This is a genomic window from Rhizobium leguminosarum, assembly GCF_019798305.1.
GTDB classification, from domain to species: domain Bacteria; phylum Pseudomonadota; class Alphaproteobacteria; order Rhizobiales; family Rhizobiaceae; genus Rhizobium; species Rhizobium leguminosarum_U.
In genome coordinates, this window is the sequence record NZ_JAAXDD010000002.1 from 352,927 (window position 1) to 377,388 (window position 24,462).

General features: G+C 61.1%; 22 protein-coding genes, 1 tRNA gene and 2 pseudogenes. 11 read left to right on the forward strand and 14 right to left on the reverse strand.

Features of this window, described 5'->3' with window-relative positions; genetic code table 11:
* The first annotated feature begins 113 nt into the window (after window positions 1–113).
* Together HFO99_RS05175 and HFO99_RS05180 are read left to right on the forward strand one after the other, a co-directional pair.
* A complete protein-coding gene (locus HFO99_RS05175; protein WP_261323007.1) occupies window positions 114–3,881 on the forward strand; it encodes a FecR domain-containing protein in 3,768 nt (1,255 codons plus the stop codon).
* The gene (locus HFO99_RS05180) at window positions 3,881–5,863 is read left to right on the forward strand and encodes a CHASE2 domain-containing protein (RefSeq protein WP_222359741.1); all 1,983 of its coding nucleotides are present in this window, start codon (window positions 3,881–3,883) and stop codon (window positions 5,861–5,863) included. The genes HFO99_RS05175 and HFO99_RS05180 overlap by 1 nt, the downstream gene beginning before the upstream one ends.
* A gap of 43 nt (window positions 5,864–5,906) precedes the next feature.
* On the opposite strand, the pseudogene HFO99_RS05185 reads toward HFO99_RS05180, so the two are convergent.
* Window positions 5,907–6,445 (reverse strand): annotated as a pseudogene (locus HFO99_RS05185) (GNAT family N-acetyltransferase).
* 44 nt (window positions 6,446–6,489) lie between these two features.
* Window positions 6,490–7,242 carry a nucleotidyltransferase domain-containing protein gene (locus tag HFO99_RS05190; protein ID WP_315860470.1) on the reverse strand — a complete coding sequence of 251 codons (753 nt, stop codon included), beginning with the start codon at window positions 7,240–7,242 and terminating at the stop codon, window positions 6,490–6,492.
* Window positions 7,243–7,525: 283 nt separating this feature from the next.
* On the opposite strand from HFO99_RS05190, the gene HFO99_RS05195 reads away from it, so the two are divergent.
* Together HFO99_RS05195 and HFO99_RS05200 are read left to right on the forward strand one after the other, a co-directional pair.
* A complete protein-coding gene (locus HFO99_RS05195; RefSeq protein WP_222359745.1) occupies window positions 7,526–8,221 on the forward strand; it encodes a fumarylacetoacetate hydrolase family protein in 696 nt (231 codons plus the stop codon).
* 10 nt (window positions 8,222–8,231) lie between these two features.
* Window positions 8,232–8,762: a gamma carbonic anhydrase family protein gene (locus tag HFO99_RS05200; protein WP_222359747.1), complete on the forward strand. Its 531-nt coding sequence runs from the start codon at window positions 8,232–8,234 to the stop codon at window positions 8,760–8,762.
* A gap of 241 nt (window positions 8,763–9,003) precedes the next feature.
* On the opposite strand, the gene HFO99_RS05205 is transcribed toward HFO99_RS05200, so the two are convergent.
* Together HFO99_RS05205 and HFO99_RS05210 are read right to left on the reverse strand one after the other, a co-directional pair.
* Window positions 9,004–9,714 (reverse strand): methyltransferase family protein, encoded by a 711-nt coding sequence (locus tag HFO99_RS05205; protein ID WP_222359750.1) that lies wholly within the window; start codon window positions 9,712–9,714, stop codon window positions 9,004–9,006.
* A gap of 228 nt (window positions 9,715–9,942) precedes the next feature.
* Entirely contained in the window at window positions 9,943–10,344 is a 402-nt protein-coding gene (locus tag HFO99_RS05210) for a hypothetical protein (protein ID WP_222249443.1), read from the reverse strand.
* A 443-nt stretch (window positions 10,345–10,787) separates the two neighbouring features.
* Here HFO99_RS05210 and HFO99_RS05215 point away from each other — a divergent pair, with 443 nt between their 5' ends.
* Window positions 10,788–11,159 carry a hypothetical protein gene (locus HFO99_RS05215; RefSeq protein WP_222359752.1) on the forward strand — a complete coding sequence of 124 codons (372 nt, stop codon included), beginning with the start codon at window positions 10,788–10,790 and terminating at the stop codon, window positions 11,157–11,159.
* Between the two features lie 29 nt (window positions 11,160–11,188).
* On the opposite strand, the gene HFO99_RS05220 is transcribed toward HFO99_RS05215, so the two are convergent.
* Window positions 11,189–11,587, reverse strand: a complete 399-nt coding sequence (locus HFO99_RS05220) for an ester cyclase (RefSeq protein WP_222359754.1) — start codon at window positions 11,585–11,587, stop codon at window positions 11,189–11,191.
* An 89-nt stretch (window positions 11,588–11,676) separates the two neighbouring features.
* A complete protein-coding gene (locus tag HFO99_RS05225; protein ID WP_222359756.1) occupies window positions 11,677–12,252 on the reverse strand; it encodes a transglutaminase-like cysteine peptidase in 576 nt (191 codons plus the stop codon).
* A gap of 192 nt (window positions 12,253–12,444) precedes the next feature.
* Between HFO99_RS05225 and HFO99_RS33310 the strand changes: the two genes are divergently transcribed.
* The gene (locus HFO99_RS33310) at window positions 12,445–13,686 is read left to right on the forward strand and encodes a hypothetical protein (protein WP_261323008.1); all 1,242 of its coding nucleotides are present in this window, start codon (window positions 12,445–12,447) and stop codon (window positions 13,684–13,686) included.
* 268 nt (window positions 13,687–13,954) lie between these two features.
* On the opposite strand, the gene HFO99_RS05235 is transcribed toward HFO99_RS33310, so the two are convergent.
* Genes HFO99_RS05235 through znuC form a run of 3 tightly spaced genes read right to left on the reverse strand, consistent with a single transcriptional unit; the run spans window position 13,955 to window position 16,129 of the window.
* A complete protein-coding gene (locus tag HFO99_RS05235) occupies window positions 13,955–14,353 on the reverse strand; it encodes a Fur family transcriptional regulator (protein WP_222331607.1) in 399 nt (132 codons plus the stop codon).
* The gene (locus tag HFO99_RS05240; protein ID WP_222359758.1) at window positions 14,350–15,165 is read right to left on the reverse strand and encodes an iron chelate uptake ABC transporter family permease subunit; all 816 of its coding nucleotides are present in this window, start codon (window positions 15,163–15,165) and stop codon (window positions 14,350–14,352) included. The genes HFO99_RS05235 and HFO99_RS05240 overlap by 4 nt, the downstream gene beginning before the upstream one ends.
* Entirely contained in the window at window positions 15,158–16,129 is a 972-nt protein-coding gene (gene znuC, locus HFO99_RS05245; RefSeq protein ID WP_222359760.1) for a zinc ABC transporter ATP-binding protein ZnuC, read from the reverse strand. Before znuC ends, HFO99_RS05240 begins: the two co-directional genes overlap by 8 nt.
* Window positions 16,130–16,231: 102 nt before the next feature.
* Here znuC and znuA point away from each other — a divergent pair, with 102 nt between their 5' ends.
* The 3 genes from znuA to HFO99_RS05260 all read left to right on the forward strand — a co-directional run bounded on the left by znuA (window position 16,232) and on the right by HFO99_RS05260 (window position 19,695).
* Entirely contained in the window at window positions 16,232–17,245 is a 1,014-nt protein-coding gene (gene znuA / locus HFO99_RS05250; protein ID WP_315857778.1) for a zinc ABC transporter substrate-binding protein ZnuA, read from the forward strand.
* 571 nt (window positions 17,246–17,816) lie between these two features.
* A complete protein-coding gene (locus HFO99_RS05255; RefSeq protein WP_064248145.1) occupies window positions 17,817–18,200 on the forward strand; it encodes a VOC family protein in 384 nt (127 codons plus the stop codon).
* A gap of 163 nt (window positions 18,201–18,363) precedes the next feature.
* Window positions 18,364–19,695, forward strand: a complete 1,332-nt coding sequence (locus HFO99_RS05260) for a hemolysin family protein (RefSeq protein WP_222359762.1) — start codon at window positions 18,364–18,366, stop codon at window positions 19,693–19,695.
* Here HFO99_RS05260 and chrA read toward each other — a convergent pair.
* Window positions 19,692–21,112: pseudogene (gene chrA, locus HFO99_RS05265) on the reverse strand (chromate efflux transporter). The gene HFO99_RS05260 and the pseudogene chrA sit on opposite strands and share 4 nt — an antisense overlap.
* A gap of 1 nt (window position 21,113) precedes the next feature.
* The gene (locus HFO99_RS05270) at window positions 21,114–21,929 is read right to left on the reverse strand and encodes a chromate resistance protein ChrB domain-containing protein (protein ID WP_222359764.1); all 816 of its coding nucleotides are present in this window, start codon (window positions 21,927–21,929) and stop codon (window positions 21,114–21,116) included.
* 317 nt (window positions 21,930–22,246) lie between these two features.
* Between HFO99_RS05270 and HFO99_RS05275 the strand changes: the two genes are divergently transcribed.
* Window positions 22,247–22,555 (forward strand): hypothetical protein, encoded by a 309-nt coding sequence (locus tag HFO99_RS05275; RefSeq protein ID WP_222249423.1) that lies wholly within the window; start codon window positions 22,247–22,249, stop codon window positions 22,553–22,555.
* Between the two features lie 239 nt (window positions 22,556–22,794).
* Here HFO99_RS05275 and HFO99_RS05280 read toward each other — a convergent pair whose 3' ends face one another.
* A complete protein-coding gene (locus HFO99_RS05280) occupies window positions 22,795–23,097 on the reverse strand; it encodes a hypothetical protein (protein WP_222359766.1) in 303 nt (100 codons plus the stop codon).
* A gap of 198 nt (window positions 23,098–23,295) precedes the next feature.
* On the opposite strand from HFO99_RS05280, the gene HFO99_RS05285 reads away from it, so the two are divergent.
* Window positions 23,296–23,469: a hypothetical protein gene (locus tag HFO99_RS05285; RefSeq protein ID WP_261323009.1), complete on the forward strand. Its 174-nt coding sequence runs from the start codon at window positions 23,296–23,298 to the stop codon at window positions 23,467–23,469.
* A gap of 189 nt (window positions 23,470–23,658) precedes the next feature.
* On the opposite strand, the gene HFO99_RS05290 is transcribed toward HFO99_RS05285, so the two are convergent.
* A complete protein-coding gene (locus HFO99_RS05290) occupies window positions 23,659–23,955 on the reverse strand; it encodes a hypothetical protein (protein WP_222249417.1) in 297 nt (98 codons plus the stop codon).
* 142 nt (window positions 23,956–24,097) lie between these two features.
* Window positions 24,098–24,173 (reverse strand) — tRNA-Lys (locus tag HFO99_RS05295).
* Window positions 24,174–24,462 lie beyond the last annotated feature (289 nt).

Below are 24,462 nucleotides of genomic sequence, written 5' to 3' on the forward strand. Positions count from 1 at the left end.
CATCCCATAAGTGTTTCCCTGATATTACACTTCACACGGAATTCAAGAACACGTGTGCAATATGCTTGACTTTTCTTTTCTACTTGGACAAAGGGGAAGCGGGGGTTGGGGTCATGCTGGGTCGCTGGAAAAACATTTGTCGCGCCGGGGTGGCGCTTGCGCTTGTCGTACCGGGCTTCTCGCCGGCGGCGGCTGACCCCGTGCAGCGTGCAATACCGGTCGCCGGTTCCGTCATCGCCCGCAAGACCGGCGAGGAGGTCCGCTTCATCGACGTGTCGAACTGGCGCGTCGTCGACATCAATCAAGACCTACTGACCGGTGACGTGCTACGCACCAACGCCAACGGCCAGCTCGCCATTGTCTTTTCCGATCACACCCAGGTTCGCCTTGGCCGCAATTCCTCGCTGCAGGTCAAGAAGATGGCCGCGAGCGGCGACACGAGGCTGGAGCTGCAATCGGGAACGATCTGGGCGCGCGCCGAGCGCGGTGGCCAGGGCCTGACTGTGGAAACGCCGGCGGCCGCAGCCGCCATCCGCGGCACCGACTGGACCATGACGGTTGAGGGCGCCAAGACCTCGATGATCGTGCTCGAAGGCCGCGTCGCGCTCACCAACCCGCAGGGCAGCGTCGAGGTAAACGAGGGCGAAGGAGCGGTCGCCACGATAGGCCAGGCGCCGCGCAAGCTCGTCATCGTCACGCCCGACGATCGCGAGCAGATGCTGTTCTACCTGAACCTGCGCGACGGCTTCGGGCTGATGCCGACCTCGCCACTGCCGGCAGGCCGCATGGCGACAGAACGCCGCCGCCTGCTGGCGCTGCCGCCGGAGCGGCGCACCACCGATGACTGGCTGGAACTTGCCGAAGTGCAGAGCGCCTTCGATGGCCGGCAGGTTACAGCCGCCACGCTTCAGGAGATTCGCCGCCGCAAGCTGACGACCACCCAGAAGGCCCGCCTCGACCTGATCGATGCCACGATCGCCGGCTCCGAAAAACGCTACGACGAAGCGGCAGGATTGTTTGCGGCAGCACTGCCGCATCTCGACGCCAGCCGCCGGAACATGGCGCAATATGGCGGCTATTTCGCCCGTTCGCTTGCTGATCCCGCCCATGTCGAAAAGCCGCCTTCGGCTGCTGTCGGCCCCTATGGCGCGATCATGCAGGCCTATACCGCCGGCTTTTTGCAAAACCCGCGCGCCGCCCTCGATGTGATCAACCAAGCCGAAAAGCGTTTCCCGGACGATCCCACCCTGCCCGCGATCCGCGCCCAGCTGGCGCAGCTGATCGATGACCGCGCCCAGATGCAGGAGGCGGTGAACCGCGCTCTCTCGCTTGATCCCAACCATCCGATCGCCCTTGCCGCGCGCGCCTCCTACAAGGCAAGCTACGAAAGCGACATCGACGGCGCTTTAGCTGATCTGAACCGCGCCATCGAGCTTGCGCCGGGGGCGTCGGGATCATTGAACTCGATGGGCCTGCTGCAGAGCGCCCGCGACGCCAGTCGCGAGGCCGAGGCCGCCTTCCTGAAGGCGATCGCGCTCGATCCGCAGGATCCCGTGCCGCACGCCAATCTCGCCATCCTCTATCTCGATCAATCGCGCATGAAGGAAGCCAAGCGCGAAATCGATACGGCTCTTGCCGTCGATCCGTCCTTCGACATCGCGCTTCTCGCCCGCGGCCGCTACTATCTGCAGACTGGCGAACGCGACAAGGCGCTGGCGGATCTGCTGGCGGCCAGCACCGCTAATCCGGCGCATTCGCAGTCACAACTGATGCTCGCCGCCGCCCATTACGAAAAGGGTGACCGCATCCCCTCCGCGCAGGCGATCGACAATGCCGACAGACTCGACAAGAACGATCCCGTCATCTCCTCCTTCCGAACCGCTGTCGACATCGATGACTATGACGCCGACGGCGCAATCCGCAACGCCCAGGAGTTTCTCCGCCGCTCCAGGGCGCGCGGCGGCGACTACAGCGCGCTCGGCGCCAACCAGGATGCCGGCTCGACGCTGAACAACGCTTTCCGCCTTCAGGGCCTGGATGCCTGGGGCCGCTATTACGGCGATGCGGTCTTCAGTCCCTTCGAAGGCAGCGGCTATATCGATCAGTCGATCAAAGGTAGCATCTTCCCCTTCGTCAACGCGACGAGCTTCAGCGATGACAATGTCATCCAGTATCGCAGCAACGCATCGAGCTACTCATCCTTTATCCAGGGCTTGCTGCTTGATCCGCACATGCTCTCCGGTCGCTCGCGCTCGGCAACGCTGCTGCGCACACCCTTCATAGAAGGCTCGCTCGGCGGCGGCATCAACAGCGTCGACGGCCATACCAGAGGCATCGGCGAAGCCGACATCCAAGGCTATTCAAACGAGACGATTCCAATCAGCTTCTATGGCAATCTGACCTGGGAAGAGCTGGCGCTCGATGGGGACTACCGCGACTTCGGCGGATTTGCGACCGACAATGAACTGCTCGGCGGCAACGGCTATCTGACGGCGACTGTGACGCCGGATGACCGCGTCGTGGCCTATTTCAATCACGCCAAGATTGATGGAACGCTGAATGCGCTGTCGACGGATCCCTCGCTCTCGGATGCGCTGAATCCCGTATTGCGTTTCTTTGGCTTACCGCTGGCACCGGACGAACTGCCGCTCTACACCACTCGGCGAGATACAACGCAACTCACCAACGCCGGCCTTGGCTGGAGCCATACCTTCGCCTATGAGAATGTCCTGAACGCTGCATTCCTCTATCAGCAGACCGAAGCGAAAACCACCAACGACATACGGTTCGACTGGGCGGACGTGCCGCTTCTCGGCGGCCCCGGCAGGGACATCAGGCCTTTCCTTCAAACCAGCGACGAAAATGACTCGAAGGCCTACATCGCGGCGCTCAGCCACAGCATCGGCGATGAGTCGCTGACCTGGCGTTACGGTATCGAGGGCGGCTGGATCGACGCGTCGCGCGAGACCTATTTCCATCTCGAGGATGTCATTCCGGGCCTCATCGACGGTGTGACCGCCGGACCCACGGAGGTTGAGACCCGCATCAATATCGGTCGCGCCTATGTCGACCTCCTCCATGAAATCACCCCGAACCTGAAGGGCGAATATGCGCTCTTCGGCACGCGCCTGGAAGGCGATGGCGTTGATGTCAGCCGGCTCGAACCACGCTTCGGCCTTGCCTGGGCGCCGACGCAGAACCATTGGCTTCGCGCGGCCTTCATGCGCCAGAGCACCGACACAGGCGTTCCTACCCTTGCGCCGATCGGCATCCTGGGGCTTCAGGCGAACCAGTTCACCGTCGGCACTGAAGGTTACGTCGATACGGCGGCGCTCGAATGGGATGCTGAATGGACCGACCGTCTCTTCACCACAGTGGAGTACCAGCATCAGGAACTCCATGATTTCTCGATCGGTCTGCCGCTGATTTCGCTTCCGGCCCTCGATAGCCTGCCGCTCTCGCACGGCAGCATCGACCGCGCCGCCGTTGCCGCCAACATTGCGCTCGGCAATGGCTTCGGTCTCTCGGCCACCTACGCCTACATGGATTCCGAAAACAAGGATCCGGGAACCTTCAACTACGGCGGTAACCTGCCCTATATACCCAAGAATTCCGGCCAGATCGCGCTGACCTGGGTCAACGAGGCCAAGGTCAAGACGACTGTGGCGGCGAATTATGTCGGCGAGCGCGACGGCGACGATCTCGGTACCAAGCTCGACGACTACTGGAGCCTCGATGCCCACCTAATCTGGGAACCCCTCGACAAACGAATCGCGCTGGAAGCCGCTGCCTATAACCTGCTCGACGAGGAGTTCGAACTGACGCCCGGCGTACCCGGCTGGGGCCGCGCCTTCAAGGGCACGCTCAAAGTCCGCTTCTGATGCGGGCGCAGAAAAAGCCTCGGCACCTCAGACCGGCCGGCCGGCAAGCCGAAAGCCGCCATCTCAGGCTGCTGGTGCTGGCGCTCTCGACACTCGTCGCCATCTCACTGCTGTCGCGCCTGCCCGCCTGGTCGCTGTTGGAGCTGAGAAGCTTCGACTATCTCTCGACCGTCGACGATCCCCGTCCGCCGCAAGACGGACCCGTCATCGTCGCGATCGACGAGCCTTCGCTTGCCGATATCAATTCGCAGTGGCCTTGGCCGCGCAGCCTGCATGCCCAGCTTGTCAGGCAGCTACGCACGGCCGGTGCCCGTGTCATCGGCCTCGATATCATCATGGCCGAACCTTCGAACCCCGACAACGACGACGCGATTACTAGGGCTGTCGGCCCGGATGTCGTGCTCGCCGGCGACGAAACGCTGATCGAGACGCCCCAGTCCTCGCAACTGATCCGCGCCACGCCGCTGCCGCAACTGACTGAAGCGGGTGCTGTAACCGGCATCGCCTCCGTCGATCTCAGCGGCGACGGTGCGTTCCGGCGCATTCCAGGTTATGAGGACGGCTTTGCCGCCATGCTGATGAAAGCGTCGGGAGCAGCACCCAAAGCCTTGCCGGCCGGCCGGCTCATCCAATCCTTCGGCGCGGCCCGGAGCTATCCCACGGTCTCCTACTACCAGGCGCTTGACCCTGAGAACCTGCTGCCGCCGGATTATTTCAGGGGCCGCGTCGTGCTCGTCGGTCTCAGCCTGCAGAATGCACCTGCCATCGACAAGGGCGGCGTCGATGCCTTCGCGACACCTTATACCGTCCACACCGGCACGCTGACCTCCGGCGTCGAGATCCAGGCAACGATCTACGACAATATCCGCCGTGGCCTGTCGATCGCGGAAGCCAGCCTTCCGCTGGTCGCCGCCTGCATCCTGATCTCCGTGCTGCTCGCCGCTGCCACCGTCTGGCGCTCGACTGGATGGCTGACGATCGTCGCCAGCGTCGTGGCCGTATTCGCCTTCGCTGCTGCGAGTTTTGCCGGCATCCGCTTTGCCCATATCTTCGTCTCGCCGCTCGGGCCAGTCGTTGCCTATGTCTCGGTCGCCTTCGGCCAAGCCGCCTTCGATTATGCCGAAGAACGTCGCAACAAGCGTCAGATCATCCGCGCCTTCGCCCAATATATCTCGCCCGATCTCGTCCGGCGCCTGTCGCACGACCCCTCGCAGCTGAGGCTTGGCGGCGAGCGGCGCACATTGTCGGTGTTGTTTTCCGATGTGCGTGGCTTCACCACCATCGCCGAGACCTTGAAGGATGATCCGGAGCAACTGACCGGCCTGATCAACCGGCTGCTGACGCCGCTCTCCGATGTGGTGATGGATCACGGCGGCACGATCGACAAATATATGGGCGACTGCATCATGGCCTTCTGGAACGCCCCGCTCGACGATCCCGATCATGCACTGCACTCCGTCAAAGCCTCGCTTGCCATGCAGGCGGCGATATCGAGCCTCAACCGCGAGCTGGAACGGGAGGCGGCGATGCGCGGCGGCAGACCGCACGTGCTAAAGATGGGCGTCGGCATCAACACCGGCGAATGCATCGTCGGCAATATGGGCTCGACCCGCCGCTTCGACTATTCCTGCCTCGGCGACAGCGTCAACCTCGCCTCCCGCCTCGAAGGCGCTTCAAAGAATTATGGCGTGGCGCTGTTGCTCGGCGAGGAGACCGCAAGACTGGTCGCCGGCACCTACACCGTCGTCGAGCTCGACCGCATCATCGTCAAGGGGCGCACCGTGCCCTCGCCTGTCTATACCGTCGTGCACAAGGCCGACGCCGACGCCCTTGCCACCCATCGGGCCTTCACGCAAGCGAAATACGCCGGCACGCTTGTACCATTCGACCCCGCCTTCGACAGGCTGGCCGCCGATATCCCCGAGCTTGCCCCCTACTACGCGATCATCCGCGATGCGCTGACCGAATCCGGCGAGGAATGACCGGCGACGACGTCACGCCTGATAATTGCGCATGGATGTCCCTTTATGAGCCGCTCGTTTTGCCAAAGGCATACATGTTTATCGGCGCGCCACGCAGCATCACCTCGCGGTCGAAAGTGAAGCCGCATTTCTCGAGAATGCGTTTCGAGGCGGCATTGACGGGGCGAACCAAGCCGATCACTCGGTCCGCACGCAGATTATCGAAGGCGAAGGTCAGCGTTTCCCGGACCAATTCCGTGGCATATCCCTGCCCCAGCTTTCAGGTTGCAGATGATAGGAACGGTTGAGGTCGTCGAATTCCTTGGAAACGGTCACACCGCCGAACCCGATCAACGCACCGTTCGCCTCAACTGCCCAACGCCCAAACCCGTGATCTTTCCAATGCCCGATGTCGCGCGCAAGCCGCTCTGCGCTTTCCGCCGGCGTGTCAGGCCGGGGCACTGGTCGGTGTGCGACCAATTCCGGCCGCGAAAAAAGTCGGCTCAGGAAATCGATATCCCCTTCCACGGGAATTCTGAGGCGCAATCTGGCGGTACGCTTTACTGCCGACGGCAAGGCACCCTTGAATTCGTTCCCAAGCATCTTCCATCCAATTTTCAAAATGCGGCAACGTCACCGATACCAAATTATTCCAGGCGGCGCGCTTCCAGCGGCGCATCCTGCCTGAATCCCTCGAAATAGCGGCCGCCATGCAGGGCAAGCTCCCGATCGGCCAAAGCCAGGAACCGGGCGCCGTCACCCGCAGCCGCCAGACTGAACGCCGCGTCGAATTCGGCCGCCAATTGCGCGTCGAGCTCCCTGATCAGACGGGGCGCCCACTTTCCCCGGCCAGCCCACGCGCCACGTCCAAGAAGCATCAGGTCGGCGAGCTTCTGATAGAGCAGCGCCGCGATGGCGGCGATCTCGTCGGGTGGGCGCGTTCCGCGCAGATCGTCGGCCAGATCGGTGACCTGATAGCGCAGCAAGTCGTAGTCTGCCCCGGCAAGAGGCTTGGGTCCTGCCGCCAGCATACTTGCCGCCTTTGCCTGGATGACGCGCGCGCAGTCGATATCCGATCCTATTATACAGCCCGTCGCGACCATGTTGGCCATGATGGGATAGCCGCTGTCGGCATCTTGATGGAGATAATGCGCCAGTGTCTGCGGATCGTGGCCGAAGACCTCGACCGGGAAGCCGTCCTCAGTGAACGATTCCCGCCAGGCTCTTTCAAGACACGGGAACACGACGACCAGATCGATATCCGAAAAGGTGGTGCCTTCGCCGCGCATGATGGAACCCGCCGCGTAGGCGAAAGCAGCCCCAACATAGCGGCCGGCGACACAGCGGCGGGCAGCCGCCAGAGCCCGCTCCGCAAGAATATTTTTATGGATATCGTCCACGATCTCGTCCTCGAATGCGGGCACGGGCGGGAACAAAAAACCCGCTCGTCACCGGCGGGTTGGTCTTAGCAGCGATGAACCGAATTCAGTTCAAGCGTCTACCACCCACCGCGGCGCGGTGGTCGTAGACGTCATCGAAATTGCAAAAATCCTGCTCATGGCCAAGGATAACCCGCGACTGTGACAGCGTCAATGCACCGAAGCCGGACGCCAAGGACGCTTCCCCGGCGCGATGTTTTCCGTCTAAGATGGCGCAAGACTCGTAAACAGGAAGAGCCCGCCAATGTCCGATCCCGTCACCGTCATCCCGCTTCCGCAACCGGTGCTATTGCCGGTCGAGGGCAGCGTCGAGCATTTTCCGGTGCGCCGCGTCTATTGCGTCGGGCGCAACTATGCCGACCATGCGATCGAGATGGGCCATGATCCCAGCCGCGAACCACCCTTCTTCTTCCAGAAGAATGCCGACAACCTGCTGCCGTCGGGCAAGGCTTTTCCCTATCCGCCGCTGTCGAACGACGTGCATTACGAGGTCGAGTGCGTGCTGGCGCTGAAATCGGGTGGCGCGAACATCGAGGCCGCGGACGCGCTCGACTGCATCTACGGCTATGCCGTCGGCATCGATTTCACCCGCCGCGATCTACAGGGTGAGGCAAAGAAGCTCGGTCGTCCCTGGGAGGTCGGCAAGGCCTTCGAACATTCCGCTCCTGTCTCGTCGATCGTTCCGGCAAGCCGTCTCGGGCACCCCGCTGAAGGTAAGATCTGGCTGGAACAGAACGGCAAGCGCGTGCAGGACGGCGATCTCAACCAGATGATCTGGAAGGTGCCGGAGATCATCGCGGAACTGTCGAAGCTCTTCACTCTCGCGCCTGGCGATATCATCATGACCGGCACGCCCGCCGGCGTCGGCGCGGTGGCCAGGGGCGATCGCATCAATTGCGGCATCGACGGCGTTGCCACCCTAACGGTCGAAGTCGTCTGAGGAGAGAGCCATGCCCGTCTATGCGCTTGGCGGATCGACGCCGAAACTGCCCGCTGCCGGCCTCTATTGGATCGCACCGGATGCCAATATTATCGGCCAGATCGAGCTCGGCGAGAATGTCGGCATCTGGTTCGGCGCCGTGCTGCGCGGTGACAACGAGAAGATCACCGTCGGCGAAGGCACCAACATCCAGGAAGGTGTGATGGCCCATACCGACATGGGCTTCCCGCTGACAACAGGCAAAGGCTGCACCATCGGCCACCATGCCATCCTTCACGGCTGCACCATCGGCAACAACACGCTGATCGGCATGGGCGCAACCATCCTGAATGGTGCAAAGATCGGCAACAACTGCCTCGTCGGCGCTAATACGCTGGTGACCGAAGGCAAGGAATTCCCCGACAATTCGCTGATCGTCGGAGCACCCGCCCGGGCCGTGCGGGTGCTGGATGAGAAGGCTGTCGAGAGCATCCGTCGCTCGGCGGAAAACTACGTGGCGAATTGGCAGCGGTTTGCGCGGGATCTCAGGCAGATCGGGTGACGCAAGGCCAGTGGCCAGCCCCGTCCTTCGAGGCCCCTTCGGGGCACCTCAGCAAGGATGATGCTGGAGAGAGGGCGGCGGGTGAGAGAAAGGCAGCCGATGACGGTCGCGAATTCATCAGCCTGCCAGACATCCATCAGCCTCCCAACCATACGGCATACCGATCAGCCCTCATCCAGAGGTGCGCAGGCCAAAGGCCGGAGCCTCGAAGGACGGGGGCGGGTGTGGGCGCCTGCGCCGTTCACCACACGCCCGGAATCCATCGCCAGCGCACACGCGCCATATACTCCTCGTACCCCTCGAGCCCCTTGCGCAATTCTGCCTCCTCCCCCAGCGTCCGGCCGAAGAGAACGACGACGAGCAGGCCGGCGGGGATCAGCGCGTAGAGCGATCCAAGCGACAGCGCCATGCCGACGCTGAGCACGATAGCGGTTGCGTATCCGGGATGGCGTATGGTGGCGTAGGGTCCAGTATCGATTACCTTGTGGTCGCGGTCGGTCTGGATGCGCACCGTCGGCTCGAAATGCCGGTTGACCGATTGCGCCCAGATCAGGCCGAGATAACCTGATGTCATCAGCACGTAGCCGATAAGGACGACCCAATCTGGCTGCGGCGCCCAGTGGAAACGCCGGTCGTCGAACGCGCCGACCGGAAGAATGGCGACAAAGAGAATGATTGTCAGCGTCGCCACCACCGCGTCCCAGGGCTTGGTGCCTTTCTGATAGCGGCTGCGCGCCGCAAACAGCTCCGGATTTGTCCGCCAGATCCAGATGATCGCGACACATGTCAGTGCAAGGAAGAGACCGAGAAAGATCCAGCCACGCGGCCAGTCGAGCGTGCCGGCCGGCCAGAATAGCGCGGCAAACATCACGGCAATAGTGATGGCGAGCGAGCCGCGTGATGGCGCCGTCGCTGCGAACGAGTGATTGGGCCGGGTGTCCTGCTCTGTCATGACCGCTCTCCGTTCAACCGGGAACGAACTGTCTGCATCCTAACGGCTGCCGCCTAAGTCTAACACCACCGCACCGGATTGAGGAGGTGGAACGCACCCGATAGCAGCGTAGCGAACGAAAGCTGCGCTTGATCGTAGCGGCGCTTTTGCATCCAGCATTCGGAAATGTCGAAAAAATTCTGCCGTCGCGGCAATGGTGGCTGACGGCGGATTTCGGTAAAGAGCCGCCTACTCGGCAGCTTCGAGAAACTGGCCGTTTCGTGAGGAAGACGCAAGCGCCTGAACCCTGGCTTCCGCCTTGGCGATCAGCTGATAGAATTCGTCTTGGGCTTCGACATCCAGTTGAATGACCGCATTGACATCATCAGCCGTATCGCAAACGCAGGCGACCGCCGAAATGGGACAGATGCCGCCGGGATAACGTTTGCCGGTGCCGGTATAGGCGCGACGACCCCAACGCTCGGAATAGACCGTCTCTTCCCGCTCGAGTTGCAGGATAGTTCCCTTGCAGGCGATCACGATAGCCGCCTTGCCGTAAGCGAACCAATGATAGTTCAGCTTCCGGAGAATATATTTGCCGGTGATATCCTCGCCAGCCAGTTCGGCGGGGTTTTCAATCATTCTAATCATGACGGCTTCCTCAACGTTTAAACAATATCCGTCATGTCTTCGCGCGCAGCAAGTCAAAAAACGCAGCTTTTGGAGACACTTAGTCACAAAGTGTTTCCGATTCTTACATTAACCACGCGCCTGAGCACCCCTTGTGCACACAATTATTCGTCGAATTTCCCGTACGCTGCTACCGATTTCGTCATTGTCCGAAGTGGCAGTCACGTCGATGTCCCCTTGTGTTTTTCGGCACGGCCCCGATATGTCTCACTGATAGGCCCGAAGACGGCGCCGTTTTCATCCCGGGAAACGGCTGGCTGTTTCGCCGGTTCGCCATGGAGCATGATGCCGAAAAGCGTAAGCCGTCTTCGGACAACATCATCCTCTAACTATTTAATTTAGAACAGGATTCAGATTTTTAGGCCGACCGAGCCTAGATCATCCTGTTCCAGCAGGAGAGCATCATGGTCGACGCGATCAACCCCATCTCCGCCACCGCCCCCTCCGAACCCACCAAGGTCGGCACCAGCACCTCGATCGGCTCCGAACCCGACAATGCTTGGGTCGCTGCCCGCCAGTCGCAGATCACCGCCGATCAGTTGGCAGCGAAGTGGGCCGTAGAGAAGGAAGCCGCAAGCGACCTCATCTCGCACGCGAATCTGATCGACGATCATGAGCAGCATCCGCAAAAGCGGCACGGGCATGCGGCATCGGAAGAAGGGGAAGAGGCCGGCGAACAGCCGGAACAGCCGGTCTTGTCAGGCGAAAGCGATCGGATCGGCACCCGCAATTTCGACGACGACACGCCCTTCGGCGAACGCGTCGCCATCATCTGATCGAAACGCAGACCGGAAGCCGCCCGCGATCAATTCGAGCTCGCAAGCTGGGACTCGATCGCCGTCTTGTCGATGACCGACCAGACTTCGACGATCTTGCCGCCGCGAAATTCGTAGATGACGTTCTCGGTGAAGGCGAGGCGCCTGCCGTTTACATCGAGGCCGAGGAATTTTGCCTTCGGCCTGCAATCGAAGCCGAGCCGGCAGGCGATGTATGGCGGATCGCTAAGGAGCATCAGCACCTTGAAATAGAGATCGGGAATCTCATCGAAGTCCCGCTCGAGCATGGCGGCGTAGCCCGGCAGCCCGAGGCGCCGGCCGTTGTGAACTGCATCGTCGCCGACGAACTGCCCGAGATTGGGCCAGTCCTGCCTGTTCAGGCAGGCGATGTAGCCGCGGTATATCTCCGCGAGTTCGGTCTTCGTCACGCGATCGTCCCTGGCTTGGTTACTCCGGCAAAGATAGCGCCGGGATCTGCGCCTGCCAGCGGCGAACGCGTCGCCTCGAGACTTTCAGTTCAAGAGAACTCGCCTGCACGGGGACCAGCAAGCGTCACGCGCCATCCCGTTCGCGATTGGAAATCCTGAGTGGCCAGAAACGTATAGCCCGTCGTGCGCCAGAGCCGCACGGCGCTGGTCAGATTGTCGAGCACATAATCGCCGCCGTCCGTCCGGGCAATCAGAACGACATGGTTTTGATCCTGCGGTCCAATCACCACGGAAAGCGCCAACCTGTTCGGTGGATAACCAGCCTCGATCAGGTCCTTCATCTTCTGGAGAGCGTAGTCCTCACAATCGCCTCGGCCGGCAACCGGCAGAGACCAAACATCCCTATTTCGGGAAGACGGGCGATCTTCCGCGGGAATGATACGTCCATTTACGGCACGATTGACCTTTTGAAGAAGCGCTGTTCCTGCCTGATCATTCAGCTGTTGCGTCGCCATCCTGCCGCACAGCCACTTGTACTTGGCGCAGGCTCCGGCGAATCCCACGGGTGCGCCGATGCTTCGCGTTGCAGGAAGCGATGATCCCGCAACAGCTTGAAAATGCAGAAGAATGAATAAAAAGCCAGCGAGCGGAAAGAGGCGCTTCATAGCCGATTCCTTTTATTTGTTTCGAGACGATAGCATAAGCAGAATAAAGATTTAGTAAAATTTTATACTAGCGAATTTAACTGTATTAAACGATTGAGACAGATTAACCATTGTCTATTCTTCGTGTTAATTGATTGTTAGCGTAAGAGTTCTCCCCATTAACATTCAGTTAACCTTGGGAGATGGATTGAAATGATCAGCAGAGCAGCGAAATTCAGCATCGCCGTTGCTTCCCTTCTGGCAAGCAGCAGCTTGGCAACGGCAGCCCCGGCAGTCGTTAATTGCAAGGCCGCAGTTCGCGGTACGCTCGAATACAGGCTGTGCATGCCGACCAGTGCAATTCGGTCCGATAGCAGGTTCAGTCCGAACGATAACGATCGCGGCAACCAAAACATTGGCGGCGGCAAGAAGACATCCAGCACCGGCTCCGTCGCCAGCAATGGGAATGATGGTAATGGCAAGGGGAACAGCGACGGCGGCAATGGCGGTGACAACGGCGGCGACAATGGCGGCGACAATGGCGGCAACAACGGCGGCGGCAATGGCGGCGACAATGGCGGCAACAACGGCGGCGACAACGGCGGCGATAACGGCGGCGACAATGGCGGAAAGGGTGATCATGGCGGCAAGGGCGGGAAAGATCACGGGCACGGCAAGGACGGCCGTGGCCACGGCGGCAAGGACCGCGATCATCACGGCCACGACGGAGGCGGAAAAGATCACGGTCACGGCAAGGGTGGCAACGACGGTCACGGCAAGGGCGGCAACGACGGTCCCGGCAAGGGTGGCAATGACGGCCCCGGCAAGAGCGACAATGACGGCCCCGGCAAGAGCGACAATGACGGTCCCGGCAAGGGTGGCAATGACGGCCCCGGCAAGAGCGACAATGATGGCTCCGGCAAAAGCGATAATGGCGGCTCCGGCAAGGGCGACAATGGTGGCTCCGGCAAGAGCGACAATGGTGGCTCCGGCAAGAGCGATAATGGTGGCTCCGGCAAGAGCGACAATGATGGCTCCGGCAAGAGCGATAATGGCGGCTCCGCCAAGGGCGACAATGGTGGCCCCGGCAAGAGCGACAATGGCGGCTCCGGCAAGAGCGACAATGGCGGCTCCGGCAAAAGCGATAATGGCGGCTCCGCCAAGGGCGACAATGGTGGCTCCGGCAAGAGCGACAATGGTAGCTCCGGCAAGAGCGACAATGGTAGCTCCGGCAAGAGCGACAATGGTGGCTCCGCCAAGAGCGACAACGGGGGCTCCGGCAAGAGCGATAATGGTGGCTCCGCCAAGAGCGACAATGGTGGCTCCGGCAAGGGCGACAATGGTGGCTCCGGCAAGAGCGACAATGGCGGCTCCAGCAAGAGCGACAATGGCGGCTCCGGCAAGAGTGACAATGGCGACTCCGGCAAGAGCGGCTCTGAATCCAAGCCGGACTAAGCTTATCCGTACAGAAATGCAAAAGGTGAGGCCGCTCTCGCGGCCTCACCTTTTGAGTCATTGATTAATGTATCGATCGGCAGCAAAGAAGGCGAGGAAACCAACGCGTGGATCATCACCTTCGGGCACGCCGCCTCCCCGCCCTCGCTCATTCCTGTCCTCGGGCTTCGGCCCGAGGGATGTCACAGCAATGAGTGTGGAGATGATGGCGCCCCGGCAAAGTCCCGTCGGTGAGATAGGATAGGGCGCCGACGAATAGTGTGGCCGCTTACGCCGCACAAGCCTTGCACAAACCGCGAATCTCGATTGTCGTCTTCGCTGGTTTGAACTTCTGCCCGCGCACCCATTCCATCAGCCGATGATCGACCTCGTGGTCGTGGAACTCCGTCACCTGGCCGCAGCTTTCGCAGATGGCGAAGGCGACGATGCCGTGGCTGTGGCAGTCGTCGCCCGGATGGGCGCAGGCAACGAAGGAGTTGATGCTTTCGAGCCGGTGCACGACGCCGTATTCGAGCAGCTTCTCCAGCGCCCGGTAGACCTGCAGGGGCGCACGAAAACCGTGGTCGCGCAGCTTGTCGAGGATGGTGTAGGCGCTGAGCGGCCCTTCGGCCTTTTCAAGCACGTCGAAGACCAGCGACTGGTTCTTGGTTAATTGCGGTGTCGTCATGAGCCTTGTCCTTGCATGACCGCGCGGTGGCGCCTGACGGGAAGCAGGCTGAGCATGAAGAGGATCAGCGCCGCGACCACGATCGAGGGGCCGGAAGGCGTGTCATAAGTAAGTGAACCGAACAGCCCGCCGACGACGGCGGCGGCCCCGATCAATGAGGCGAACACCGCCATGATCTCCGGCGTCGGCGAGAAGCGCCGCGCCGCAGCCGCCGGAATGATCAGCAGCGAGGTAATCAGCATGATGCCGACGATCTTCATGGCAATGGCGATGACGACGGCCATCAGCAGCATGAAGAACAGCCGCGCCCGCTCCGGCTTCAGCCCCTCGGCCTCGGCGAGCTCGGCATTGACGGTCGCGGCCAAAAGTGGGCGCCAGAGCCGGGCCATTGCCACGAGCACGAACAGCCCGCCGCCCCAGATCAGCGCGATGTCGGTCGTGGAAACGGCAAGGATATCGCCGAACAGGAAGGCGATAAGATCGATCCGCACCCAGCTCATGAAGGCGACCATGACGAGGCCGATCGCCAGTGTGGCATGCGAGAGAATGCCGAGCAGCGCATCGGCCGACAGCGCCTGGCGTTTCTGTAGGAAGAGCAGCAGCACCGACACCAGCGCGGCAACGGCAAAGACAGCCAGTGTCAGGTTGAGTTCGAACAGCAGCGACAGTGCGACGCCGAGCAGCGCCGAATGGGCGATTGTATCGCCGAAATAAGCCATACGCCGCCAGATGATGAAGCAGCCGAGCGGCCCTGTCGTCAGCGCCAGGCCGACGCCGGCAAGGATGGCGCGCACGAAGAAATCGTCAAGCATGACGCTCTCCCTCCGCATGCGTGTGCGGATGGGCGTGGTCATGTTCGGCATGCCCGGGGTCATGGCTATGGTCATGCCCGGGGTCATGGCTATGGTCATGCCCGGGATGGCCGTGATCGTGCTCATGACCGGTATGGCCATGTTCATGGTGATGACCGTCATCGGGGAAGCAATGATCAGTCACCGTGCCGTCGGCATGCTGCACGCGCCCATCAGGCAGATGCGTATGATCGTGGTGATGGCTGTAGACGGCAAGCGTCTGCGCCGCCCGGCTGCCGAACAGGCGCACATATTCCGGGCTGCGGCTGACGGATTCAGGCGTGCCGCGGCAGCAGACATGGCCGTTGAGGCAAATGACGGTGTCGGTCTCGGCCATGACGACGTGGAGATCGTGCGAGATCAAGAGGATGCCGCAGCCGGTGGCGTTGCGGATCGACTTGATCAGGTCGTAGAGCGCGATCTCGCCGGAAAAATCGACACCCTGCACCGGCTCATCGAGCACCAGCAGATCGGGTTTGCGGGCAATAGCGCGCGCCATCAGCGCCCGCTGGAATTCGCCGCCGGAGAGATGCTGCACCTCGGCATCGAGCATATGGGCGATGCCGGCGGATTCGAGTGCCGAAAGAATGTCGCGCTCCGGCAGCGGCCCGGTCAGCGTCATCAGCCGGCGCACCGAAAGCGGCAGCGTCCAGTCGATCGACAGCTTCTGCGGGACATAACCGACCTTCAGGCCGGCGTTGCGCTCTACCCTGCCCTCGTCGGGCTTCAACACGCCGATCGCTGCCTTGGCGCTGGTCGACTTGCCCGAGCCGTTTGGCCCGATCAGCGTGACGATCTCGCCGCGCGAGACGGAAAAATCGACGCCACGCACCAGCCAGCGGCCATTACGCAGGATGCCGACATTTTCAAGCGAAACCAGCGGTTCGGCCCGGATACCAGCGGGGGTCTTTGCGGGAGAGAGCATCAAATTTTCCGAAAGTCCTGTTGCGTCCTGCTATTGCACACGTTATAGCATAACGCAATTGATGTAATAACATAACAACTGCAATTCAAGCGGAGCATATTGATGAAACGCGCCCTGGGGCCTGCCCTTAAAATCTTGGCCCTCAGAATGCCGGCCCTCGCAATCCCGGCCCTGGCGATCCCCGCCCTTCTCTTCGCCGGCACTATGCGAGCAGCTGACGCGCCTGTCGTCGTCACCTCGATCAAACCGATCCATTCGCTGGTGTCGGCGATCATGCAGGGTGTCGGCGAACCGGAGCTGATCGTCGATGGCGCCGCCTCCCCGCATACCTACAATCTGAAGCCGTCGAATGCTCGCGCTTTGCAGGATGCCAAGATGATCTTCTGGGTCGGCCCCGGCCTCGAGGCCTTTCTCGAAAAGCCGCTGCAGGCGCTGGGCCGGGATGCCAGCATCGCCGAACTCGACAACGCCCCCGGCCTCGTCAAGCTGCCTTTCCGTGAGGGCGGCGCCTTCGAAGCGCATGATGATGGTGACGAGCATCATGAAGCCGAAGCCGCGCATGGCCCCGACGCTGAGCACGACGATCACGAGCACGGCACATTCGACACGCATCTCTGGCTCGATCCGATGAACGCCAAGGCGATGGCCAGCGAGATCACCACCACGCTGGTTGCCGCCGATCCCGCCAATGCGCTGACCTATCAGGCAAACGCCAAGGCGCTGGACGACAGGCTGACGGCGCTGGACAAGGAAATCACCGCCACCGTCGCCCCGGTCAAGGGCAAGCCCTTCATCGTCTTCCACGACGCCTACCAGTATTTCGAGCACCGCTATGGCATCCGCGTCGCCGGCTCGATCACCGTCAGCCCGGAAACTATTCCCGGCGCCGAGCGTGTTTCGGAAATCCACCGCAAGGTCGGTGAACTCGGCGCCACCTGCGTCTTTGCCGAACCGCAGTTCGAGCCGCGCCTCGTCAATGTTGTCATCGAAGGCACGCGCGCCAAGTCAGGCGTGCTCGATCCCGAAGCGGCAACACTGAAGGCCGGCCCCGATCTCTACTTCACCCTCATGCGCAGCATCGCAAACAGCATGAAGGACTGCCTCTCCAACGCATAACTTTCATGCGCCGCTCCGCGCGTCCTATCGGACACGCGACGCTCCGGAGAGAGCTGAGGCGGAAAAGGCGGACAACCCCGTTCCGCCTTTTTTCGGCGCATCGAATGTAATGATATAACATTAAGACAAATTTAATGAGGCTCTCATGGACAACAGACTTCCCGTCACGGTGCCTTCCTGAGAAGATGAACTGAAATAGAAATTAGCATTTTGTAAATGGAATCCAATAGCTACATGCCGAAGCTTATACTTTAGATTAGACTCATACTCGGTGATCTGGCGCGTCAGGCCGGCGTCGTCCTGTGAAGCCCTTCGGCCTTTGCTGCTCATCGCCTAGAAGGCGCGGCCGTGGAGGGTTGTTGTCCCGCTGCTGGCAGGCGGCATACTCTCGATTCGATCTAGTCTCGCCCAAAAGCGCTCGGCGATTTGGCACAACAAGATGCATAAAAAAACTTGAAACGGGCGCATAATCGAGTTTCGAACCGACGCATCCTAGGAATAGGAGAGTTCTGGATGTCCCCCGCGAGGGGACGATCAGGTCAAGACAACGAAGACCACAATGGAGGAAAACATGCCTGGTATCAGCATGCGCTACATCGTCGACGACGTCGACGCCGCGGTTGAATTCTACACGAGACATCTCGGCTTCTCCGTCGCACTTCGCCCCGCGCCGAGTTTCGCCATCCTGACCAGGGACGGTTTTCGTCTGTTCGTCAGCGGCATGACGGGACCTGGCGGAGCATCCCAAGCAATGCCAGATGGGCGAAAGCCGGAGCCCGGCGGTTGGAATCGCATTCAGATCGAGGTCAAGGACCTGGAAGCAGACGTCGCCGCACTGCGTCAGGCCGGCGCGCGTTTCCGCAACGAGATCGTGCAGGGCATAGGCGGCAAGCAGATCCTGGTCGATGATCCGGCCGGAAACCCGATCGAGCTCTTCGAACCACCCAAGCGGTGAATGGCGCGACGCCGGTCATGCGGTTGCAACGCATTTGCGGTCATCCGCAAACCGACGCAGTATTTCGATCACGGTCTCTCGCCGCGAGCCTGGCCGGAACGCCTTGCCACCAGTGTGCGAGCGTGTAGTTTCGGACTCCCATCAACTCGAAGGCAGGGAAAACATGTCCGATTCCGCCGGCGGGCTCTCCGACTATATCGGGATACTAGCCGTGTTTCTTCTCGTCGCCGCCAATGGCTTCTTCGTTGCCGCCGAATTCGCCCTGGTGTCGGTCAGGCGTAGCCGCGTCGCCGAACTCGCTGCGGCAGGCCGCATGAACGCCTCGGCACTTCAGCGCGCCGTCGATAATCTCGACTCCAACCTTGCAGCCACCCAACTCGGCATCACCATCTCGTCGCTCGCCCTCGGCTGGGTTGGCGAACCGGCGCTTGCCCACCTGATCGAGCCGCTGCTATCATGGCTGCCTGGGCAATGGGCGACGGCGGGCGCGCATACTGTTGCCGTCGTCATCGCCTTCGTCATCATCACAGCACTTCATATCGTGCTCGGCGAGCTCGCACCGAAGAGCCTGGCGCTTCAACGCAGCGAGGCCACTTCGCTTGCCGTTGTGCGTCCGCTCGGTCTGTTCCTGGTGCTGTTTAAGCCGGCGATCTCTGTTCTGAACGGCATGGGCAACCTCGTGCTGCGGGGTGTGGGTCTTCGCGCCGGAACCGGCGAATCGTCGTTCCATTCGCCTCAGGAACTCAAGCTGCTAGTCGCCGAGAGCCAGGAGGCCGGCCTTCTCAACCAGGTGCAGCAGCAGCTCGTAGAGCGGGTGTTCAACATCGGCGACAGGCCGATCTCCGACATCATGACGCCGCGTCTCGATATCGAATGGTTCGACACCGACGACAGCGAGGCCGAGATCCTGAAGACCATCCGCGAATGCAGCCACGAGCAATTGCTGGTCGCCCGCGGCTCGATCGACGAGCCGATCGGCATGGTGTTGAAGAAGGACCTTCTCGACCAGGTTCTCGACGGCGGCAAGGTCCGGCCGATGGAGGTGATCAAGCAGCCGCTGGTGCTGCATGAGGGCACCTCGGTCGTCCGCGTGCTCGACAGTTTCAAGGCCTCACCCGTTCGCCTCGCCATCGTCATCGACGAATATGGCAGCCTCGAAGGCATCGTCACCCAGACCGACCTGCTCGAAGCCATCGCCGGCGACCTGCCGGGATCCAACGAAGAGCCCGACATCGTCGTCAGGGAAGACGGGTCGCTCTTGATTGATGCGATGATGCCGGCCTTCGACGCCTTCGAACGGCTCGGCTTGCGCGATCGTCCGGATGCCGATTTCCATACGCTGGCGGGTTTCGCGCTGCATCAACTCCAGCACATTCCCGAAGCCGGCGAAACCTTCGTCTTCGACAACTGGCGCTTCGAAGTACTCGACATGGACGGCATGCGTATCGACAAGATGCTCGCGACGCGCATTTCCGCGGACGGGGCGGAGGCCTAGCCGACCGCCAGCGTCCAGAGCATCCCCGTGGCCGCACAGGCTAGCAGCGTCGCGATCACAGAAGCCTTGAAGCGGAAGATCGCTATCGCCGCGGCGGCAGACAGCGCCATTGCCGCCGGCACGGCCGATTGCAGCAGGGGGATATCGAGCCGCAAGCCGCCAAGGTGGACGGTCGCAACCTCGGCAAACAGCGTGTGCAGGGCAAACCAGATAGCGAGGTTGAGGATGACCCCGACCACCGCCGCCGTTATGGCCGACATCGCGCCGGCGAGCGCGATGTTGCCGCGCAATTTTTCGATGAACGGCGCGCCGAGGAAGATCCACAGGAAACAGGGCACGAAGGTGACCCAACTCGTCGGATCGCCGCAAGGGTTGCAGCAAGCATCGGGTTCAGCGCTCCCGGATCGCGGTAGGCGCCCATGAAGCCGACGAACTGGACGACCATGATCAACGGCCCCGGCGTCGTCTCGGCCATGCCGAGACCATCCAGCATCTCCCCGGGTTTCAGCCAGCCGAAATGCTGCACGGCCTCCTGCGCGACATAGGCAAGCACGGCATAGGCCCCGCCGAAGGTGACGACCGCCATCTTGCTGAAGAAAAGGTCGATTTCGGTAAAGACGCTATCGGCACCGAAGGTTGCGTAGAGCGCCGCGAGTGGAGCGAACCAAAGGACGATCAGCACGGCCGACATACGCAGCGACCAGGCGAGATTCGGGCGCGCATGCGCCGGTATGCCCTCGCCGAGTGCCGACTCGGCATCCGACAGCACCGGGCCGCTTCCAGCCTTGTGGCCGCCGCCCGTCTGAAAGGCGGCAAGCCCGAAGCTGCCGCCGAGGAAGCCCGCAATGCCGGCGGCGAGCACGATCAGCGGGAACGGCACATGGAGAAAGAAGATGGCGATGAAGGCCGCGGCCGCGATACCGACCATGACGCGATTCTTGAGCGCGCGGCCGCCGATGCGGATGACGGCCTGCACGACGACGGCGAGCACCGCTGCCTTCAGCCCAAAGAACAGGCCGGCGACGATGCCGACGTTGCCGTAAGCCGCGTAGATATAGCTGAGACAGAGGATCGACAGTAACCCAGGCAGTACGAACAGCAGGCCGGCGACGAGACCGCCCACTGTCCGATGCATCAGCCAGCCGATATAGATGGCGAGCTGCTGCGCCTCGGGTCCGGGAAGCAGCATGCAATAGTTCAGCGCATGCAGAAAACGGTGCTCACCGATCCATCGCTTCTCGTCGACGATGATCCGGTGCATGACGGCGATCTGGCCGGCGGGGCCGCCAAAACTCAGGGCGGCGACGCGCAGCCACACCCTGAAGGCCTCGCCAAACGAGACGCCGTGATGATGCCCCTCTCCCGCGTCGTCCTCCGCCATTTTGCTGCTGGGAGCATTATCCGTCATCTCAACCATCTCATGCCTTCTTCTTTGGCGCGGGCCAATTGTGGGTCTCCTCGGTCGCATCGCGGCACCAGCGGAAAAAAGCGTCGTAGAGAAGCATCCCGGCCTCGAGTTGCTCTAGATCGTCGGAATACATCCTGGAGAGGCCGAGCGATGCCGCAAGCAGTCCCGCCGCCTCAGGGGCGAGGTCGAGCCTTGCGGTATCAGCCGCCCTGACGATACGCGCCAGGCGCAGAAGCGGTTCCGACGCCAGTCCGAACTCTTCGATCATGACGTCAAAAGTGCAGAATTCGCCGCGATGGCTCCAGAACACGTCTTCGATATCGAAGGGCGTCGCCGCAAAGCGCTCGCCGACGGCCAAAACCTCGGGCGCGGGCACGAACAGGAACACGGCGTTCGGATCGACAAAGCGCCGGATCAACCAGGGACAGGCGATACGATCGATTTTCGGCCGCGCGCGCGTCACCCACACGGTGCGCTCCTCAGCGTCGCGTTGCGGCAGCTTTGCATCGGGCACGGCCGGTCCGCCCGCGATCCACGCCTCGAAGCCACCTTCGAGGCTTTCCGCGTCGATCCCGGCATGGCGGAGATAGGCGGCAACACCATGACTGAGCTTGCCGCCTCTCTGGCAGACCACGACGACGGCTTCGGCATCGACACCGCCAACCCAGGACGCGACGTCGGCATGAGCGCGCCGGATCGAGCCCGGCACGAGGTGCGGATCGAGCGCGAAGTCCTCCTCCGTGCGCACGTCGATAATGACGGGAGCCCCAGGCGTCCCGATGAGGCGGCTGAGCTTTTCAGGTGAGATTTCTAGAAATGACGGCATGACGCGTCCCTCCGTTGATCGGTTTTACTGGACGCGATTCTTCAGCATGACGCCTCGTGGGGTGATCGCGACCCCATGGCCAAACCATGCGCAAACAGACCCCGTCGTGTCAAGCGCATTACGCCATGGCGGCTGCCGTCGGCGGCAGCTCTTCCACCGGGTCTCAGAGGTGAGCGGCAAAGCCACGATTGCACGGAGCGCCACTAACGAGCTGGAATGAAGAATACGAAAACCCAATCGGTACAAGCGCTTCGGCCCAGAACGGAACAAAAAGCCCTCTTCGGCATTCTTCTCTCACCGAAAGAGGAGAAAGTACCATGACGTACGACCCCAATAATGCCAACGACCCGAACCGCCCACTGAACCCAAACTTGGATCTGCGCACCACGCCGAGCGCGCGCAGCAGTAATACGTGGATTGTCTGGGTCGCTGCATTGGCCGTGATCGCTGTCGCTGCATTCGCCTATTCGCAGTGGAGCACCCCCGGCACATCGCCGGACACGACGGCCTCCACGACCCAATCCGAGCCGGCGCCGGCCAAGCCGATCGCTCCCACCGATAACAGCGCAACGCCCGCGCCGGCACCAGCACCGGCCACTCCGCCGGCTGCGCCGGCCCAGCAGTAATCGCTGCCCGGCCGGAAGAAGCCGGCCCAGTGCCGGCTTCCTTTCTGCTGCGAGCCCTTGAAGATTTTTAAGAAAACCCTATTCAAGGGATGCTGAAATCTGTTTCTGACGGCTGACCACGAAGGTACTAGCAGCCGTTATCGAGACCGATCGAGGAAGGTCGATGCGAATTTCGCCCGGCCTTTTTTCTTGACCCGTGATCCATGCCGAACAGCCGTACTGGCAACGCCTGATCGGGATTATTTGGGAATCCTGTTATAGAAAGACTGCGGATCGTACACGCACTCGTAGTCGAGTAGGCAAAGCTTGCCATTGGCATCCCTCACCCTTGCGGAGTCGTACTTGTCGCCGAGATTGCACCTGGCCGGCGGATAACGGAAGCTGCGGCCGCCAAAGCCCATCCGCACAAAAACCGCCTTGTTCTTGCGGATGATCTGCGCAAGCTCTTCGCAACTGTGATCTCTGGCATTGACCTCCATCGCCTCGACGGCAAGAGCGACGGACGGAAACAGCAGTGCGACGGCCAGAACAACGCTTTTCATGGAAACTCCTGAATATGAGAGAGCGAAGTTAAGGCATCGCACCCCATGCTGCCAGTCCAGAAACCCTCCGAACTGCACGCATGAGCACAGCCGCGCTTTTTTCTCCCGGCACCCTTCAGAAATCAGCTTCGCACGAGCTCTTCGAAGGCCAGAAGCTTCGATTGGCCGAAAATCAGGCGTTACGCCAAAAACGCGACCTTGGCCCTCCTGATCGCGATCAAGCTTGCGGTTGTGATTATTTACGTCCTCAAACTGAACGCCTCGCATTCCTTCCAGGAATACGCACCGCCGATAGCAATGATGGCGGCACTGCCGCTTTTCATCGTCGCAGCTCTCTGGCTCGCCGGCATAAAACTGAGCGGCAGCGATTGAGGTAACCTCGGTTGGCGCCGTCTGAAGTTGACCGCCGCCCGCACTTCCCGCTCGCTCCCTCTCACAACGGAAGCGTCCAGAGCATGATGCCGAAAAGTGTGAGCGGCTTTCGGACGACATCCTGCTTTAACTCTTTAATTTAGAACAGGATTCAGATTTCAAGCCGACCCGGCCTAAAACCATCCTGTTCTACGGAAAGTTATAGGGCGACGCGGGGTCGAAGACGCAGGAATAATCAAGGATGCATTGCTTTCCCCCCGCATCGCGCAAACTGGTCGTGGTGCGCTTATCACCCATGCTGCACTGAGCGGGCGGATAACGGAAACTGCGGCCGCCGAAACCGACGCGAACAAAGACCTTTTTGTTCTGGCGAATGATCTGAGTAAGCTCGCTGCAGCTATGCTCGCTCGCTTTGACGTTCATGGCGCCTGCGCCAAAGGCCGGTAGCGGCAGAGACAAAGCAACGACTAGAATGACGCTTCTCATGGGACCCTCCCAGTGTGTGAGGGAAACTAGCGCGCATAGATCACTGCGACCAGTCATTTGGGCAAGGCTAGCGATGTCGCCCGCTTTCAGCAGGCCGGAAAATCCGGCCTGAGTTCAGATACATCAATCTTTTCAAGAAATTTGGTGGGTGATGTAGGGCTCGAACCTACGACCCGCTGATTAAGAGTCAGCTGCTCTACCAACTGAGCTAATCACCCGTTCGCGCTTGGCTGCGCGGTGTGACGGGGCGTATAAACAGGATCGGCAGGCTTGTCCAGCGCATAGGCGAAATTTCTTTGGTTAATCGCGAAGATTTTTCGGCATGGCTGAAATGCAGCGCGTAACCCCGAAAATCGGAATCGATTTTGGGAAAGGATTATGCGCCGATTCAAAGTGATAGAGCGTCCTAGCACGTCCTATCGGACGCACGGCGCTCCAATGCATGTCGCCCAAAAGTGCGCAGCGGTTTTGGGATGATAACGACTTGCATAAAACAAAGACTTAAAG